The sequence below is a fragment of the Weissella thailandensis genome, assembly GCF_001932615.1.
Taxonomy (GTDB): Bacteria; Bacillota; Bacilli; order Lactobacillales; family Lactobacillaceae; genus Weissella; species Weissella thailandensis.
This window is the reverse complement of sequence record NZ_CP014332.1, coordinates 384275-401363: the sequence shown is the minus strand read 5'-3', so window position 1 is coordinate 401363 and position 17089 is coordinate 384275. Positions and strand designations below refer to the sequence as shown.

The 17089-nt window shown below is 37.9% G+C and carries 12 protein-coding genes; 3 read left to right on the top strand and 9 right to left on the bottom strand.

Translation table 11 applies throughout. The annotated features are described in order from the left end of the window. Window positions 1-3: 3 nt before the first annotated feature. The 3 genes from FOL01_RS01935 to FOL01_RS01925 all read right to left on the bottom strand — a co-directional run bounded on the left by FOL01_RS01935 (window position 4) and on the right by FOL01_RS01925 (window position 4269). Window positions 4-1554 (bottom strand): ABC transporter ATP-binding protein, encoded by a 1551-nt coding sequence (locus FOL01_RS01935; RefSeq protein ID WP_075269065.1) that lies wholly within the window; start codon window positions 1552-1554, stop codon window positions 4-6. A gap of 218 nt (window positions 1555-1772) precedes the next feature. Continuing rightward, window positions 1773-2852: a BMP family lipoprotein gene (locus tag FOL01_RS01930; protein WP_075269064.1), complete on the bottom strand. Its 1080-nt coding sequence runs from the start codon at window positions 2850-2852 to the stop codon at window positions 1773-1775. A gap of 313 nt (window positions 2853-3165) precedes the next feature. Next, window positions 3166-4269: a BMP family lipoprotein gene (locus FOL01_RS01925; protein ID WP_075269063.1), complete on the bottom strand. Its 1104-nt coding sequence runs from the start codon at window positions 4267-4269 to the stop codon at window positions 3166-3168. Between the two features lie 402 nt (window positions 4270-4671). On the opposite strand from FOL01_RS01925, the gene FOL01_RS01920 reads away from it, so the two are divergent. Continuing rightward, window positions 4672-5721 (top strand): AI-2E family transporter, encoded by a 1050-nt coding sequence (locus FOL01_RS01920; protein ID WP_075269062.1) that lies wholly within the window; start codon window positions 4672-4674, stop codon window positions 5719-5721. Between the two features lie 151 nt (window positions 5722-5872). On the opposite strand, the gene FOL01_RS01915 is transcribed toward FOL01_RS01920, so the two are convergent. After that, a complete protein-coding gene (locus tag FOL01_RS01915) occupies window positions 5873-6358 on the bottom strand; it encodes an ASCH domain-containing protein (RefSeq protein ID WP_075269061.1) in 486 nt (161 codons plus the stop codon). A 24-nt stretch (window positions 6359-6382) separates the two neighbouring features. Then, entirely contained in the window at window positions 6383-8161 is a 1779-nt protein-coding gene (locus FOL01_RS01910) for an oleate hydratase (RefSeq protein ID WP_075269060.1), read from the bottom strand. 271 nt (window positions 8162-8432) lie between these two features. On the opposite strand from FOL01_RS01910, the gene adhP reads away from it, so the two are divergent. After that, window positions 8433-9449 (top strand): alcohol dehydrogenase AdhP, encoded by a 1017-nt coding sequence (gene adhP, locus FOL01_RS01905; RefSeq protein WP_075269059.1) that lies wholly within the window; start codon window positions 8433-8435, stop codon window positions 9447-9449. A 63-nt stretch (window positions 9450-9512) separates the two neighbouring features. On the opposite strand, the gene FOL01_RS01900 is transcribed toward adhP, so the two are convergent. The 4 genes from FOL01_RS01900 to FOL01_RS01885 form a co-directional block, all read right to left on the bottom strand. Then, window positions 9513-10646 carry a 5-methyltetrahydropteroyltriglutamate--homocysteine S-methyltransferase gene (locus FOL01_RS01900; protein ID WP_075269058.1) on the bottom strand — a complete coding sequence of 378 codons (1134 nt, stop codon included), beginning with the start codon at window positions 10644-10646 and terminating at the stop codon, window positions 9513-9515. Window positions 10647-11066: 420 nt separating this feature from the next. Next, the gene (locus tag FOL01_RS01895; RefSeq protein WP_075269057.1) at window positions 11067-11981 is read right to left on the bottom strand and encodes a magnesium transporter CorA family protein; all 915 of its coding nucleotides are present in this window, start codon (window positions 11979-11981) and stop codon (window positions 11067-11069) included. Window positions 11982-12264: 283 nt separating this feature from the next. After that, window positions 12265-14235 (bottom strand): glycoside hydrolase family 127 protein, encoded by a 1971-nt coding sequence (locus FOL01_RS01890; protein WP_075269056.1) that lies wholly within the window; start codon window positions 14233-14235, stop codon window positions 12265-12267. A gap of 19 nt (window positions 14236-14254) precedes the next feature. Beyond that, window positions 14255-15670 (bottom strand): MFS transporter, encoded by a 1416-nt coding sequence (locus FOL01_RS01885; protein ID WP_075269055.1) that lies wholly within the window; start codon window positions 15668-15670, stop codon window positions 14255-14257. Between the two features lie 285 nt (window positions 15671-15955). On the opposite strand from FOL01_RS01885, the gene FOL01_RS01880 reads away from it, so the two are divergent. Then, window positions 15956-16900: an AraC family transcriptional regulator gene (locus FOL01_RS01880; RefSeq protein WP_237342642.1), complete on the top strand. Its 945-nt coding sequence runs from the start codon at window positions 15956-15958 to the stop codon at window positions 16898-16900. The last annotated feature ends 189 nt before the right edge of the window (window positions 16901-17089 follow it).

Here is a 17089-nt window from a genome sequence, read left to right as displayed (position 1 = left end):
AGATCATTCTCCTGCTAATTGTGCGCGAGCATCGTCTAATGACATACCAGCCATTAACAAACCGAGCTCATTCTTCGTTGTTTCATTTGCATTCACGATACCTGTAATTTCACCATGTGAAATGACGGCAATGCGATCAGCAACATTCAAAATTTCATCCAATTCAAAGCTAACCAACATCACGGCTTTATTCGCATTACGTTGGTAAATTAGTTGTTGATGAATATATTCAATCGCACCAACGTCAAGTCCACGTGTTGGTTGTGCAGCAATAATGAAATCAGCGTTACGATCTAACTCACGTGCAATGATGGCCTTCTGCTGATTACCACCAGATAATGACCCGGCTGGTACTAATTCATTCACTGTCCGCACATCAAATTTAGTAATTAAATCACGCGCATGTTTATTAATCGCTTCATAGTCTAAGACGCCATGCTTTGAAAGTGGTCGCTTATAATATGTTTGCAAGGCAATGTTTTCAGCAAGCGTCATGTCTAACTCTAACCCGTAACGTTGTCGATCTTCAGGAATATGAGAAACACCCGCTTCAGTAATTTGGCGTGGCTTTTTATTGGCAATGTTCTTATCATTTAACATGATTTTCCCTGAAGCCGTTGGCATCAATCCCGTCATGGCTGAAATCAATTCAGATTGACCATTACCATCAATACCAGCAAGGCCAACCACTTCACCCGCATGAATATCAAGACTTAAGTCTTTAACGGCTGTCAGACCCCGACCATCTTTAACAGTGACATGATCCAATGAGATGACCGTTTCTTTAGGTTGTGCTGGTGACTTTTTTGTCGCATACAAAGAGACCGAACGTCCAACCATGATATCTGCTAATTCTTGTGATGACACACCAGCTACCGGAAATGAATCAATTGATTTTCCACGGCGAATAACCGTCACTTGATCCGCTACTGCCTTAATTTCGTCTAACTTGTGAGTAATCAAGATAATTGACTTACCTTCTGCGGCAAGATGGCGCATGATAGCCATCAATTCATCAATTTCTTGTGGTGTTAATACAGCTGTTGGCTCATCAAATATTAAAATATCGGCACCACGATACAATGTCTTCAAAATTTCCACACGTTGTTGCATACCAACCGAAATATCCCCTGCTAGGGCATCCGGGTTAACATCCAATCTATATTGTTCAGATAATTTCTTAATATCTTGGCTAGCCTTTTTGATATCCAACTTCATACCATTAACTGGTTCAGAACCTAAAATAATGTTTTCAGTAACTGTGAAAGCATCCATTAGCATAAAATGCTGGTGCACCATGCCAATGCCGAGTTCGGATGCCTTGGCTGGACTATCCACGGTAATTTTCTGGCCATTAATTAAAATGTCACCAGAGGTCGGTTGGAGTAAACCTGATAATTGATTCATCAAGGTTGATTTTCCTGCACCATTTTCTCCAAGTAAGGCATGAATCTGTCCACGTCTTACTTGCAGATTAATTTCATCATTTGCACGAAAATCGCCAAATTGCTTAACTATATTGTGCATTTCTAACACAATTGGCTCATCTGCCATATTTGCTCTCTCCCTGAAAAAAATTCACTTGCTGATCTATAAAACTCAATATATAGCAATTATTTTACATATTTTGTTTGCGTATTGCTAGCGCCTATTTAAAAATCATTCGTCTTTTAATGTAATTGACATAAACTAGTCTTAAAAGAGGTGGAAATCGAAGAAAAAGCCGAACATTAACTGCCCCGCTTCCCCATATAAGTACTGATTATTAACTTTTACTTCATTTTACTTGGTACAGTTACATCCCCAGACTTTACGTCATCCGTAGCTTTTTGAACAGCTTGCTTTTCTGCACTATCCAAATTATCACTTGTTAGACCAACGCCACCATTCTTCAAGCCAAACGTTACTGTCTTGCCACCGGGGAAATCGCCCTTCATCGCCTGATCGGCCAATTTCACTACCGAACTAGGAATCTTTTTGACTGCTGAAGCTAACGTTAGATTTGCTGATTGACCATCCTTAGTTTTATACACTCCTTGGTCCTTTTGATCCATATCGACCCCGATTACCCAAGCTTTTTGTTTGTCATCAGCCGCTAGCTTTGCATCAATATCTTTAGCCGATGTGAACACTGAATTTCCTGCAGGACCAGCCGCCTGGAAAATAACGTGTGAGCCAGATGTATACATCGCATCCGCAATGGTCTTTGATTTTGCTGTGTCCGTAAATGATTCAATAAATTGAGATTCAACTTTCATGTTAGGATCAACCGATTTCACCCCGGCAATATAACCTGCTTGGAAAGCTTTAATTGTTGCTGAACTCATACCACCAATGAAACCAACCTTGTCATCACCTAGGTCTTGTGCTTTTGTCGCTGCGGCAACACCAGCTAGATAAGAAGCTTCATGCTGCTTAAACATCATTGAAGCCACGTTTTTTAACGACTTCTTAGCCTTGTCATCAACCAAAACATATTTTGTATTTTTATTTTTCTCAGCTGATTCGACTAAAGCATCATTAGTTGCATAGCCAACACCAATTAACAAATTATAATTTGCCGAAACCCCTTGTTGGAAGTTTGGTGCAAAATCCGCATTAGTTTTTGAAGCGAAGTAATTATATCCATCCTTACCCTTCTGTAAGTTATGTGACTTTCCCCAGTCAGTAACTCCCTTCCACGCAGATTGGTTAAACGACCGATCGTCCACACCGCCAACGTCAGTCACCATGGCAACCGAGAAATCTTTCTTATCAGTGCTTGATTGCTTGTTTTGAACCAACGTTACACCTACACCAGCGATTATGATGACAGCAACGCCACCAATTACTAAATTACGACGTGAAACCATGTTTCCTTCTCCTCAACTTTCGTTCATCTAAACGACTCATATTATTTAGTTAACAATAGGTTAACATCGTTTAGACCGCTAATTCCTTTGAATAGTATAGCCTGAGCTTCCCCTATCCGCAATAAACAAACGGTTGAAAAAGGTAATTTAGTAAAACGTTTTATGAATATTTTAGCGAGTTATATCGTGTAGAAACGAACAAACAAAACAATAAGCTATAAAATGTTTGCTATAAAACGTTTTAAATGAATATATTAACAATATTTAATGACGTCTATTCGTTATTTTTTTAAGTTACGTTTATGTAACAATTTTAGAATGTTTGCTTGAACTTTGAATTTTCTGGATGGGCTGGCACATCAATATCGCCCTTGATAATGGCCTTCTTGGCCTTTACGACTGCCTTCTTCTCATCGCTAGTCAAATTCTTGGTTGGTGTTGAAACACCGCCTTCTTTCAAACCGTATGCAACAATCTTACCGCCAGGGAATTGATCCTTCATGGCTTTATTTGCAATCAGATGCAAGCCACGACCAACTCCAGTAATTGATGAAGTCAAAGTAAAGTTATCTTTCTTACCATCTTTGGTTTGATAATTTCCCATATTAGATTGATCCATATCAACCCCAATGACCCAAACCTTATCCTTTGAATCAGCTGTTAAATCCTGGTTATTATCTTTTGCTGCAGTAAACACACCATTCCCAGTAGCACCAGCTGCTTGGAAAATAATTTTTTCACCTTTGGCCATCATCGCATCAGTAATCGTTTGTCCTTTCGCTGCATCACCAAATGAATTAGCATACTGGACATCAACTGCCAAGTTTTTATCAACTGATTTCACACCAGCAGTGTAACCTGCCTCGAATGCATCAATAATGTTACTGTGCATTCCACCAACAAAGCCAACGGTATTTTGGTTTAATGCCTTAGCTTTTGTCGCTGCCGCAACACCTGCCAAATATGATGACTGCTCAGAACGGAACATGACTGATGCAACGTTCTTTGTTTTCTTGGTATCAATATCATCAACCAAAACATAATCTGTTTTTGGGTTTTTATTAGCTGATGATATTGTCGCATTGTGCAAAGAGTACCCGATACCAGCAATCAGATCATACTTACCTTGAATCGCTTGTTGAAAATTGGGCGCAAAGTCAGCTTGTGACTTAGATTGTAAATAATTATAACCGTCACTTCCCTTTGTTAAATCGTGTTCCTTACCCCAACTTTGCAATCCTTCCCATGCTGATTGATTAAATGATTTATCGTCGATACCACCAACATCAGTTACCATTGCTACCGTATAATTTTTCTTATCTGAAGACTCAGATGAATTGATCATGCCATAGGCGACCCCGCCAATAATAACAACCCCTACAACACCACCAATTATTTTTAGTCGTCGTGAAACCATTTTTGCCCGCTTTCTGAATCGTTAAAAGTAACGTTCTGTTATCCTTTTATTTATTACCATTCAAATTATACGGTTAACATTCGCTATTTTTCAAGTGTATTTTTCGTTATTTAAAATAACAAAACCCTAACAGCGACTGATACAAAGGGGTTTTCATTTTATAAACGAACATTGTTTGAATTTACTTCACAACTTATACGTTATTAGTTCACCAAATACAATGCATAACGCTATGTTATCATAATATCTCACGAGGGTTCCCTTCTGGATAATCATCAATTAGCTAACTGATTTTTTATACACTAATCAATAACCCGCTTGCACTTTTCGCAATAACTATGTCTATAATTAAATAAGATTTATAAGTAGAGTGGTCCTTATAGGAAGAATGAGGTAGTGTGTGTGACAGATTTTAAGAAAATATTTAAACGGGCCGATGTTCAGAAACTAATTGCCTTGATTTTTATTTTAGCTATTTTATATATTATCCGTGATTTAATTAGCATCGTGCTATTAACGACCATTTTTAGTTATTTAGCCGTTAAAAGTGCACGCAAAATTAACCGTTGGACTAAAATCCCTTATGGTTTTTCGGTACTAATCTTTTTCACCGTTAGTATAGTTATTTTTGTTACAGCTTTTATGTATATCGTCCCCACATTAGTCAATCAATTTGCCATTATTCCTGACGAAGTCATGAAATTCATGAAAAACTTCCCGGATGTCAAAAAATATCTCAATGACACTTATCAAAATCTGGATTTGTTGAATGAGGTGACTAAAAATTGGCGGACGCTGCTCGAGAGCGGATGGGATACCCTTAATGTTATTGGTAGTGTGCTTTCTAAAGTATTGCTTTCAATCTTTCTTAGTTTTATCTTCGCCATTTCATGGCAAAGATTACGCATTTTTGGCACACAATTTGCTAATTCAAATTATCCTAAATTTTTCACTAATGTTTATGAACTAACAAGCACCTTTGTTTTAATTCTAGGAAGCATTATCGAAGTACAAATGACCATTGCTTTTATCAATACCGTACTCATGGTGATTGGTTTGAGCTTACTGAAGGTTCCTAGTATTCTAGTGATGGCGCTATTAATCTTTATTCTTGGCCTAATCCCAATTGCTGGTGTTTTGATTTCACTAATTCCATTAAGTGTCATTTCATTCGCAGCGCTGGGATGGACTGGTATGATTGAAGTTTGGATTTTAATTGCCGTTATTCATCTATTTGAATCATACTTCTTACACCCAAGATTAATGGCTACTCGAACAGAATTACCAATCTTTTTAACATTTGCAACAATCATTGTCATGGAGCATTTATTAGGCGCCTGGGGACTAATTATTGGTGTCCCAATTGTTGCCTTTATCCTAAGTATTCTCGGTGTACAAGACGCATCAATCTCCAAGCATTCATCACAAGTTAATGCGACAGAGACAAAGTAAATTTTTATCGTCATAATCAAACAGACGTTGGTAACTAACGACCTATCCAGTAGGTGCTGTTATCAACGTCTGTTTATTACTTTATTTATATGTTTTGTGATTAAAATTGTACTATTTAGAATTAAATTCTAAATAACTTTTGTTGTACACACTAGTCAGCACCACTGTACACAACCTCAAACACTTCACAAATACATGGTATTTTTTCATGAAAATTCTGACCCATTTGCGCATATTCTTGTTTAAAAAACGGCTCATGAACCTTACGCCAATAACCTAATGAACGATCACCCTCACCTTCATGGTACGCATGTTCAGCTGACACTAAATCATAAGGTATCGTTTCAACAACCGTCGTTCGTGTAATACAAACAGGTTTTTGATCACCATTTAAAATAATATTATATTCACCAACATATGGTTTAGGTTCACCAAACTCATATAGCTCGGCCGCCGAAGTCGTCGCCGTTTTAATACCACGAACAGTCAAATCTGCCAAGTCATTGGCCATTTCAGTACTATTACCGTACGCCCACGCTGAATAGTTCGTTGCAGTATCCAAGTGATTAGACTGGCAAAATTTTTCCCAATAATTTTTAATTTCAGTACTTGGCACGTTAATTTCTCCTAGATTCATTTTTTGATAACTAGTATCAAGACATTAAAGCAAGCCAGCTTCTTTCAGTAACTCTGCTACCCAAGTATCATCAATTTTACGCAAAGCAGTCTTTTGCACCAACTTCGGCAAATGCAAATCAATATCTGCTAACTTCTTTTTATCATTCATGTAGTACACCGCACGTAGCAATGTTCGAATATCATAAACTGAATTATAGACTTCTGGGACGGCACGCTCAACATTTAGTAATGAGTATACTGACTCCATTGCTGTTCGAATCGAGTACTCTGTTGTAAAGACCGTATCACGTGTTGGTGATTCAGCAAAATTACCGATAAATGCCAAGTTCACTGAGCCATCCGGTACTACAGCTGGACGGTCACCCGCAACTCGTGGCATAAAGTATGATGTAATAAATGGCATATAAACAGGGACGGCATTAACGCTATCCTGCTTGGCCAATGTTTTGATCTTTGCTTCTGGTACCCCTAAGTGATATAGCCACTCTTGGGTAATTTCTTCACCTGTACTTTCAACAACGGTCTTATCAATAAAGTTTCCCTTTGTATCAGAATACAAAGCATATACCCAAACAACAGTTTCATTTTCAGCCTGTGTTTTAAAGTGTGGCTGGCGATGGACAGCAAAGCTCATTAACCAGTTAGAATCTGTGATGGTAACAATACCACCTGTATTAACTTTATTATCATGTAAATCACGATTAGTTAGACGCTCAATATAAGGATCTAAGGCCGTATTCTTAATCGTCAAGGTTGCTGCAACATGCCAGCTCCGATCTGGCAAATTATCATAGAATACTTCTGGGTGACCGAATTCTTCGGATTGTTGGGCTAGATTATTCCAAAGTGTCCAACTACCCCCTAATTCGTGAGTGACTGGTGCTGCCTCATGGTGTGAACCATAAGTTGAACTTTCAGTAATCGAACCATTCGTGACAAATACTAAGTCATTCTGTGTTAATTTAACTTCCTTTTGTTCGCCGTCTACATGCAAATATAGTTTACGGGCAGTCTTAGTCTTGTTTTCGTCATCAATATCAACATCAATATTATCTACTGTCGTATTGTATTGGAAATCAACGCCAAAACCTTCAAGATATTTGATAATTGGCAAAACCATTGAATCATATTGATTATACTTGTTAAACTTTAACACCGTAAAATCAGGCAAGCCATCGATATGGTGAATAAACCGCATCGTATAGCGCCGCATTTCCACAGCTGAATGCCATTTTTCAAAAGCAAACATAGTTGCCCAGTACATCCAAAAATTACTCTCAAAGAATTCTGGTGAAAAGAATTCTTCGATCGTTGTTCGTCCTAATTTTGACTCAGGTGTCATAATCAGTTTGATAAGTTCTACTGACTTTTCATCTAAGGTATACTGACCATCAGTTGGTACCTGTTGGCCACGCTTATAAATTAAACGTGTGTTTGATGAGTTTGGGTCATCCTTATCTAACCAATAAAACTCATCTAAATATGATGCACCTGGAATTTCTAATGATGGAATCGACCGATACATGTCCCACATGGTTTCGAAATGATTTTCCATTTCACGACCACCACGAGTGACCAAACCAATATTTGGTCGTTCAGTACCATCTAGCGATCCTCCTGGTACCGACAATTCTTCTAAAATATGAATTTGATCCCCCGGCATTTGCGCATCACGAACTAAAAACACCGCTGCAGATAGTCCAGCTAAACCACCACCGACAATATAAGCTGATTTTTGATCAACACCTTCTGGCTTCCGTGGGTGTGCAAAAGCTTCAAAATTACCACTACTGTAGTTCATAAATTTCCCCCTCTTTCGTACAACAAAACCATGGTCCTTCAAAACAAAAATACTTAAGAAATACCCTCTAACTAGTACCCCTTATCTTTAGAATACACACATTTAATTGAAAATTCACTACACAATAGCAACTAATTTGTTTAACACGTTGTCAAATAAATAAACCAGTATAAACTGCTTTATTTGTGATTGTTTTCACTTTATTTCTATACCCTATTTTGTTATGCTTTAGGTGTTTAAATATAACAAAATAGTTTTGGGGGATAAGACGATGAAAGCAGCTGTTGTTAGAGATAATTGTGATGGATACGTGGACATTAAAGATGTTGAATTGCGAGACTTAAAATACGGTGAGGCACTTGTAAAAATGGAATATTGTGGTTTATGTCACAAAGATTTACATGTTGCCGCTGGCGATTTCGGTAAAGTTCCTGGTCGTATCATTGGCCACGAAGGTGTTGGTAAAGTAACTAAAATTGCAGATGGCGTGACGAATCTAAACATTGGTGATCGCGTATCTGTCGCCTGGTTCTACCGCGGCTGTGGCCATTGCGAATACTGTACCACTGGCCGCGAGACGCTTTGTCGTAATGTTGAAAATTCAGGATTTAATGTTGATGGTGCTATGGCTGAGGAATGCATCGTCCCAGCTGACTATGCAGTTAAAGTACCGGATGAACTTGATCCAATCGAAGCAACTTCATTAACTTGTGCTGGTGTGACCGTCTATAAAGGGCTCAAGACTGGTGATTTAAAGCCTGGTCAATGGGTCGAAGTTGTTGGTACTGGTGGCCTAGGTAATTTAGCCGTACAATATGCTCACAATGTCTTCGGTGCTCATGTTGCCGCAGTTGATATTGATGATGATAAACTGGCCGCCACTAAAGATTTAGGCGCCGATTTAACAATCAACTCGCTTTATGAAGATGCCTCACAAGTTTTGCAAGATAAAGTAGGTGGCGTCCACAGTGCTATTATCACAGCTGTTAGCCCCGATTCATTTACAACCGCAGTCAACGCCTTGCGTCCTGATGGTACGTTGGTTGCTATTGCCCTACCTCAAGGAGATATGGGACTAAACATTTCAAAGACTGTCCTTGATGGTATTAAAGTTGCTGGATCATTAGTTGGGACGCGTCAAGACTTAGCAGAAACCTTCCAATTTGGTGCTGAAAAACGCGTCAAGCCAATTGTCCAAACACGTCAATTATCAGAAATCAACGATATCATTGATGAAATGAAAAACAACCAAATCGTTGGACGCATGGTTGTTGATTTCACACATTAATTAGTCACTATTTCTATCTATAGTAAAAGGTCGAGACAACAGCAATTGTCTCGACCTTTTACGTTAATCTCCCCAAACTTCTTGCGCTGTATCAACAACCAATCGAATTTTATCCCACTGTTGTTGTTCAGTCAGTTGGTTTCCTTCTTCAGTTGAAGCAAAACCACATTGCGTACTTAATGACAAGTTTTCTAAAGGAACATACTGTGTGGCTTCGTCAATCCGATGAAGCAATGTTTCCTTAGTTTCAAGTTCTGGTCGCTTGCTAGTAACCAGTCCCAAAACTACTTGTGTGCCTGCTGGTACTTCAGCTAATGGTGCAAAATCACCTGAACGTTCATCATCAAATTCTAGGTAGAATGCATCCACTTTTTCTTGTGCAAACAAGTGGCCCGCAACTGGTGCATAACCCCCTTTAGCGGCCCATGTAGAATGATAATTACCACGACAAATGTGCGTACTAATGCGCAAATCTGATGGTAAATCAGTGATGGCCGCATTGTTCAATGCTAAATAAAGGTCTTGTAAGGCATCACGATTAAATTCACCATTTGTCATTTCTTGCCAAAAATCACCATCGACTACCATACCCCAAGTACAATCATCAATCTTCACATCACGACAACCCGCATCATATAATGCCAAAATCAAATCATGATACGCGTTACCAATATCTTGCACTAACTCTTCTTGATTAGGATAGTACTTTTGCAGAGCAGCTTCATTTTCGGCACCACGCGCTAACTCAGCATAAAATTGGGCAGGTGATGGAATACTCTGCCGTGCAGTCACTCCTGGTTGATCCTTTACCAATTCATTTAAAAAATTAAAGGCTTTTAAATCATGGTGTTCTGGATTAAAGGCAATCTTTCCCACTACCTGAGCAGAATCATTTCTGGTCTCTTCATCATGGAACAAATAACCATGCTCTGCATATGTGTGTTCAATACCAGAAAAGCCCCAGAAAGTATCTAGATGCCAGTAACTACGTCTAAATTCACCGTCGGTCACAATCTTCAAACCAGCATCAATTTCTTTAGCAACTAAATCTCGAATTGCTTCATCCTCAACTGCCGTTAATTGTTCTTGACTAATCTTATTTGCCGCAAAATTTGCGCGTGCTTCCTTAACTGAATCCGGACGCAAAAAACTACCGACAATATCGTAATGTAATTTTGTTGCTGTTAATGTTGCCATGGTTAAATCCCCTCTTTCTAATAAACAAGACTATGATTAATTGATAATTGCATTAAAAAAGTCCCTAGGAAACAAGTGTGTGCTTGTTTCCTAGGGACGTGATGTTAATTGTTCACGTGGTACCACCCATTATTTGGTATTATTTTTTCAAACAATACCCTCAGTCAGATACACTACTACTAGCTATACCTGTCCGCGATAACGGGCGGACCCGCAAACAGCTCATATAACATTTAATAAACTCACTGTTTGTCTGCACTCCAAGACCATCTTCATCGACGCTTCTCTACCACTTTTCACCTCATGTGGTTCTCTGTCAAAAGTCGCTAATCAATTACTCATCTTTTCTCAGCAAAAACTAATTAATTTATATAAATAGTAAGATAAAGCCTTTTATTTGTCAACATTAAAATTAAAAAATTATTTTCTTCGATGCACTAACCACACCACTGCAGCAATCAACGCAGCTGTCATAAATAACGTGCCTACCCAAGCCCATTGGCCAACAGCTAGCGGTAAATGCACATTCATACCATAAAAACCTGAAATAATGGGCGGAACTGCCAAAATAAGTGACCACACTGTCAAAAAGCGCATTGTGTCATTCAGTGAATTATTCAGAATATTATTATACGTATTGGATAGCCGTTCAACCAAATCAGAAGTATCTTGCGTAATTTGTTGACTCTGATTTGTTTCAATTTCCACATCAGCTACCATCTCACGTTCGCGCTTATTTGATGACACTGCATCAGAATCGGCATCCCCACTCAGTTTCATTTGTTTAATAGCCATGACGTTGTTATCAGTGGCTGTGGTTAAGTGTACTAATTGATTACTAAGCGATGCTAGCGCTTCAATTTGTTTATTGGTTGGATTTTTGCGATATTTTGCTAAGTCTGCACGGATTGCATTAATATCATCTATTTGATCCATATATTGGTCGTTTAAACGCCACAAGAGTCGCAATAAAATCGTGATTATACTTTGTTGTTGCTTACTTTTTTGGGTAAATAGATGTTGTAATTCGTCATTGACCTGTTGTGCCTGTGCAGGCACAACCGAAATCAAGGTATCAACTGTCACAATAAAACTTACCGGCATCACATGGTATCCTTGCTCCAATTCGTCTTTAATAACAACTTGCCAAATCAGCATACTAGTATCTGTCGCTTCATTGTAATCATAACGTGAACGTTCGCGCGGATCCTGTACGTATGATTGAAATTTAGGCGTTAAGTCAAACTTTTTATGTAATTTTTGAATATCATCATGTGTTGGATCAGTGATACTACCCCAATGTAATCCATTCAAAACAGCATGTTCTTGATACATAAGCACTGATCCCCTCTTTCAACCTTCATTATACCGGTAACAACTTAGAAATGCGTACACAACCAACAGGTTATCTAATAACACTAATAATTATAATGGCAATTGGATTAACCAAGGTAACCAACTCTCCATTCGTCACTCTTTTTTATTATTTAATAAATGTAATGAAAATCAACATATCAATATTAATCACCAATGTATCTATTGTTAAAAACGTGTGATTGAAAAGGTTAACCCGCTTTTCAGTCACACGTTAGATAATTAATTTAATTTGTTAATACTTTTATCTATACAACCAGACTCGCATTTGACCATTTGAACGATTAGTCCAACTATAGTATGGCACTAATGTTAGCCGAGCCTTATCCTTGACCGGCGCTTCCGCTAATGTCTGATACAATGCGTCATCTGCGGAATCAAGTCGTTCTCTTGTTGCCTGCAAATGAATAACGCCAACACCACCAAGCAAGTCTGCATGATAGGCATAGGTTGTCACATCATCTTCAGTAGCAACATGATAATCCCAAAGAGGGATTTCATTATCAGCCTCTTCAGCCGCATAAACTAGCGGACCACGTGTCACGGCAATTTGACCAAAATTATCTTTCACACGGTTACTACTACGCATCAATTTTGTTGTCATGTTCAATGTCAACTCAATATCAATATTAGCCTGATTCACGGTTAAATAAATAAAACCGTCCTCAATTGTAACATCAGCTTGTTTACCATTAACTGAAACACTTAGATTGTCTTGCGACCACTGAGGTATTCGGATACCAAACTGGAATGATTTGTGATTATCATTTTCAAGATGGTAATTAATATCCCCTTGCCATGGAAAATTATTGTTCTGAGTCACAGTAATACCATCACTGAAATTTGCTTTATTTGCAATAAACTGATGACTTAAAATCGTATTATCGTGGACCGTATAAATATATTGATCAACCGATGTAATTAATCGTGCCAAATTTGCCGGGCAACAAGCGCAACCGAACCAATCGGCACGATGCGTCAGAATGTGTGACTTTCCTGGATTTGACTTTGAAGCTGCTGGGTCTGCTTCTAATGGATTAACGTAGAAAAAATGTTTACCATCTAACGACATGCCGCCTAGTGCGCCGTTGAATAACTCTTTTTCCAAAACATCCCCATACTCACCTTTTGCCTCAATTTTCAACATTTCTTTTGCAAAAAAAGACATACCTACTGAAGCACAAGTTTCGCCATACATCGTATCATTAGGCAAATCATAATCATAGGTGAAAGCTTCTCCAGTTGTTGTTGAACCAATATTACCCGTAATGTACATACGGCGCTTGACAATGTCATTCCAAAATCGCTTGCATGCCGTTAATAACTCTTGATCGTCAGTATGACGAGCAACCATTGCCATGCCGGTACATAGATAGACAACGCGAACTGCATGCCCATCAGCTGTTTGCTGGTCTTTAATTGGTTCTGCCGCTTGGTAGTAGCGTCTCGTAAAATCACGCATGCCAGCTATCAAGTCACGTTCTTCACCATCTGATTTAATTTGCTCATCAAAAAATTCAGGATTTTGGCCACGTTGATTTAAGAAATAATGCGCTAAATCTAGGTAACGTTGCTCTTGTGTTACTTCAAATAGTCTAACCAGGGCTAACTCAACTTCAGGATGACCATCATAACCATGAATTTGATTTTCTTTCAATCCGAAGTTTTGATCAATACAATCTGCCATACGTTCAGCAATCTGCAGGGCCTTTTTATTCCCAGTTGCTTGATAATACGCAACACCGGCTTCAATATAATGGCCCATTGTATACAATTCATGCGATTGCTGCAAACGCTTAAACTTTCTTTCGGGTTCATCAATTTGGAAGTAAGTCGATAGATAGCCATCCTCATCTTGTGCATCAGCTATCAAATTAATTAATTCATCCGTGATTTTTTTTAGATTATCATCTTGATGGTATGAAAACGAATACGCCGCTGCTTCTAGCCATTTATAGACATCTGTATCTTGAAAAGGGAAACCATAGTGATGCCCCGTTTCACGACCAGCTGCAATCTTTAAATTGGCAATGGCGTGACTATTTTTATCTTGACCATTATTTTGCGGATCATCAGCAATATCGATATTTGCTTGATCATTCATAACTTGCCATTGATAAGGCAGTACTTCCTTAACAACGAGATCGCGATAGCGTTGCCAAAATTCTGACGTCACTTTCACTTGATTTAATTGGATTGTCTCTTGATAACTCATATTTTAAAAATCCTTTCAGTTAAACTTTTTCTGCTTCAATATCACGCTCAGCCAACTCTTTTTGAACGATTGGTTCATGATGCTCCCATTTGCGATAGACAATCATTAATACCAAACTAATGACATAAATAATAATTGGTACCCAAACAAAAGATAGGTTGATACCCGTTAGACTACTTGCCGATTGCGCAGCACGTGATGCATCGAAACCGACGCTATCTAATAACATAGAAACAATGAACGAACCTAAACCAGAACCCATTTGAATACAAAATGCTGCGCCAATAGCCGTTAAGAATCCATTTGCACGAATACCTGTTTTCCATTCACCAAAATCAACAGTATCACCAACCATGGCAAAAAACATGGTACATGCTGATCCAGCACCAATACATGCTATACACCAAGCAATTAATGCCGAAACTATATTACTTCCCGCAAGTCCTAACCAAATTTGACCAACAATTGTCAAAGAAAGGAAAAATACTGTTGATCCCCATTTGTGTAATATCTTTACAACAAATGGTACTGAAGCCATCCCAATAACCTGGATAATTGAGAAACCGTTAAAGAATGAAATTAACGACTTATCACCTAGATTATATTGAAAATAATAAGGTAATGCCGAATTTCGTACCGTGTATGCTGTCCAATAAGCTAAATTAGCCAAAACAATAATTACCCATGGCCAATTACCTTTAGTAGCTTTCAAACTTTCCTTAATACTAATAATTTTTTCTTTAGCAATGTTTTTCTCACGCATGTCAAAGAACGCAATAATCAACAATATAAATGCCACAATTGCATAAATACCAACAGCTAACGACCAACCCCGTTGCTCATTGCCCTGACCTAACAAGTCAGCAAACGGAATAATAAATGTCACTGCGAAGAAATTACCAACGTTCCCCAAAACCAAACGAATAGAATTTGCTTGCATACGGTCATCTGTATTTGTTGTTAAATTAGGCAAGACCGATGTAATAGGTGTAGACATAGCAGTATATGAAAAATCAGCCAAAATATACATGACACCAGCATAGATAATCTTAGCTGTGTTGCTGATATCCGGTGTTGTAAATAGCAGCCAAACAAATATTGCAAACGGCAATGCTCCCCATAAGAACCATGGTCGGCTCTTTCCATATTTACTATGTGTATGATCCACCAGAATTCCCATAATTGGTGCACCAATCGCATCAAATATACGACCAATTAATAGTAAGATTCCCGCAACTCCGACAGAAAGACCAAAAACATTGGTAAAAAAATATAACATGTACGAACTGATAATACAGTACAATAAGTTACCTGACAGGTCTGTAAATCCATACGTAATTTTACGGTGAAATGGTAATTTGTCTTGTGCTAACATTTTTTTTGCTGCGTCAACTTCACTATTCACTCGATCATTAGTATTCGTATTCGATTCCATGATAGTTGTCTCCCTCTAATTATTTTACTAGTAATCAAACACTTGATTACTTATTCACAAAATAATTGTGACCGTTTTCAAAACACAGAAAAAGATTTATACTTGAACATAAGGTAATCATTTCCGACTACTTCAGTTTTGGGACGCGTTAAGAAAACGACGTACCATCATCGCATTTTAGATAGAAGTATCGTGAAGTTCATATGCGATATCAAGTGGCCATTTCCGACTTTTAAATCGAGGTGAGATTTTATGATTTTCTCAACGTTTACACTAGACAAAACCATGCTATTTTATAAAGGTGGTGAATTCATTAGCCACCAGAATTGGCAACATAAGCAAATGTTCCATCGAGGTGATTATGAAATAATTATTTGCATTAAAGGCCCTATTTACTTAGAAATTGAACAACAATTGGTAACACTTAAGTCCCACGATGTACTGGTCATTCCACCATTTACCCAATTTGGTGGTTTTCGTAAGAGTGATGCTCCGGTTGATTTTTATTGGCTCCATTTCTTTTCACAATATAAAGAAAGAATATTCACCAGCACAACCACAGAATTAATTGAACACATGCAATCAGCAACTAATAAACATCAAAAAATTGTTTTACCACAACATTTCACATTAAAAAATGATCAACAAATTTTAATTCTTGTCCATCAAATGTTATCAATAAATAATAAGTTACCCTACATTGATGAACGTGATTACCTAACTTCCACGTTGTTGATTTATTTATTTAAAGAATTCTTATCACAAAATCAAACCGATGAACGTTCAAAAATTAATTATATTAAGGAATGGATACGCGTTAATATCTCTGCAACATTATCTGTTGCAGAGATATCTACCCATGTCCATTTAAATCCAGATTACCTAACCCGCTTATTTAAAAAATACACGGGGATGACAACGTTACAATATCTGAATCATTTAAAAATTGAAGTCGCTTCATTATTATTAATCCGCACAGAAATGTCGATTAAGCAAATTGCAACGGCTGCTTATTTTACCGACCCGAAAGTATTTGCGCATAAATTTAAAGCGACGACTAGCCTATCACCTACGGATTACCGAAAATCTTATCGGTTAGTTCATCAAAATAATCCGCACATTGATCCACAAATCCCAATTCCTAAACGTATTGAGGATATCCTGGACTACATTCCAGAAAATGGTGATTTGCCTGATACTAATACACATACTAAAAGGAGTACCCACTAATGAAACTGTTCAATAAAATTTTCGCTGGCCAATCACTTATCTCATGGTTTTTACAAATTACCCTCATTTACTTAGCATGGGCAGTTGCTGATCATAAGATAGTTAATAACCTTTATACAATTAGCGGTGCTGCTATTATATTAATTCTAATTTACTTAAGCCTGGCACATGATAATCGCCATCGCCAAT

Bases quoted from the DNA above. Each gene is read 5' to 3' on its own strand.
- FOL01_RS01880 (WP_237342642.1), top strand. From the start codon at position 15,956: ATGCTATTTTATAAAGGTGGTGAATTCATTAGCCACCAGAATTGGCAA.
- adhP (WP_075269059.1), top strand. From the start codon at position 8,433: ATGAAAGCAGCTGTTGTTAGAGATAATTGTGATGGATACGTGGACATT.
- FOL01_RS01900 (WP_075269058.1), bottom strand. From the start codon at position 10,646: ATGGCAACATTAACAGCAACAAAATTACATTACGATATTGTCGGTAGT.
- FOL01_RS01925 (WP_075269063.1), bottom strand. From the start codon at position 4,269: ATGGTTTCACGACGACTAAAAATAATTGGTGGTGTTGTAGGGGTTGTT.
- FOL01_RS01895 (WP_075269057.1), bottom strand. From the start codon at position 11,981: ATGTATCAAGAACATGCTGTTTTGAATGGATTACATTGGGGTAGTATC.
- FOL01_RS01890 (WP_075269056.1), bottom strand. From the start codon at position 14,235: ATGAGTTATCAAGAGACAATCCAATTAAATCAAGTGAAAGTGACGTCA.
- FOL01_RS01915 (WP_075269061.1), bottom strand. From the start codon at position 6,358: ATGAATCTAGGAGAAATTAACGTGCCAAGTACTGAAATTAAAAATTAT.
- FOL01_RS01885 (WP_075269055.1), bottom strand. From the start codon at position 15,670: ATGGAATCGAATACGAATACTAATGATCGAGTGAATAGTGAAGTTGAC.
- FOL01_RS01930 (WP_075269064.1), bottom strand. From the start codon at position 2,852: ATGGTTTCACGTCGTAATTTAGTAATTGGTGGCGTTGCTGTCATCATA.
- FOL01_RS01935 (WP_075269065.1), bottom strand. From the start codon at position 1,554: ATGGCAGATGAGCCAATTGTGTTAGAAATGCACAATATAGTTAAGCAA.
- FOL01_RS01910 (WP_075269060.1), bottom strand. From the start codon at position 8,161: ATGAACTACAGTAGTGGTAATTTTGAAGCTTTTGCACACCCACGGAAG.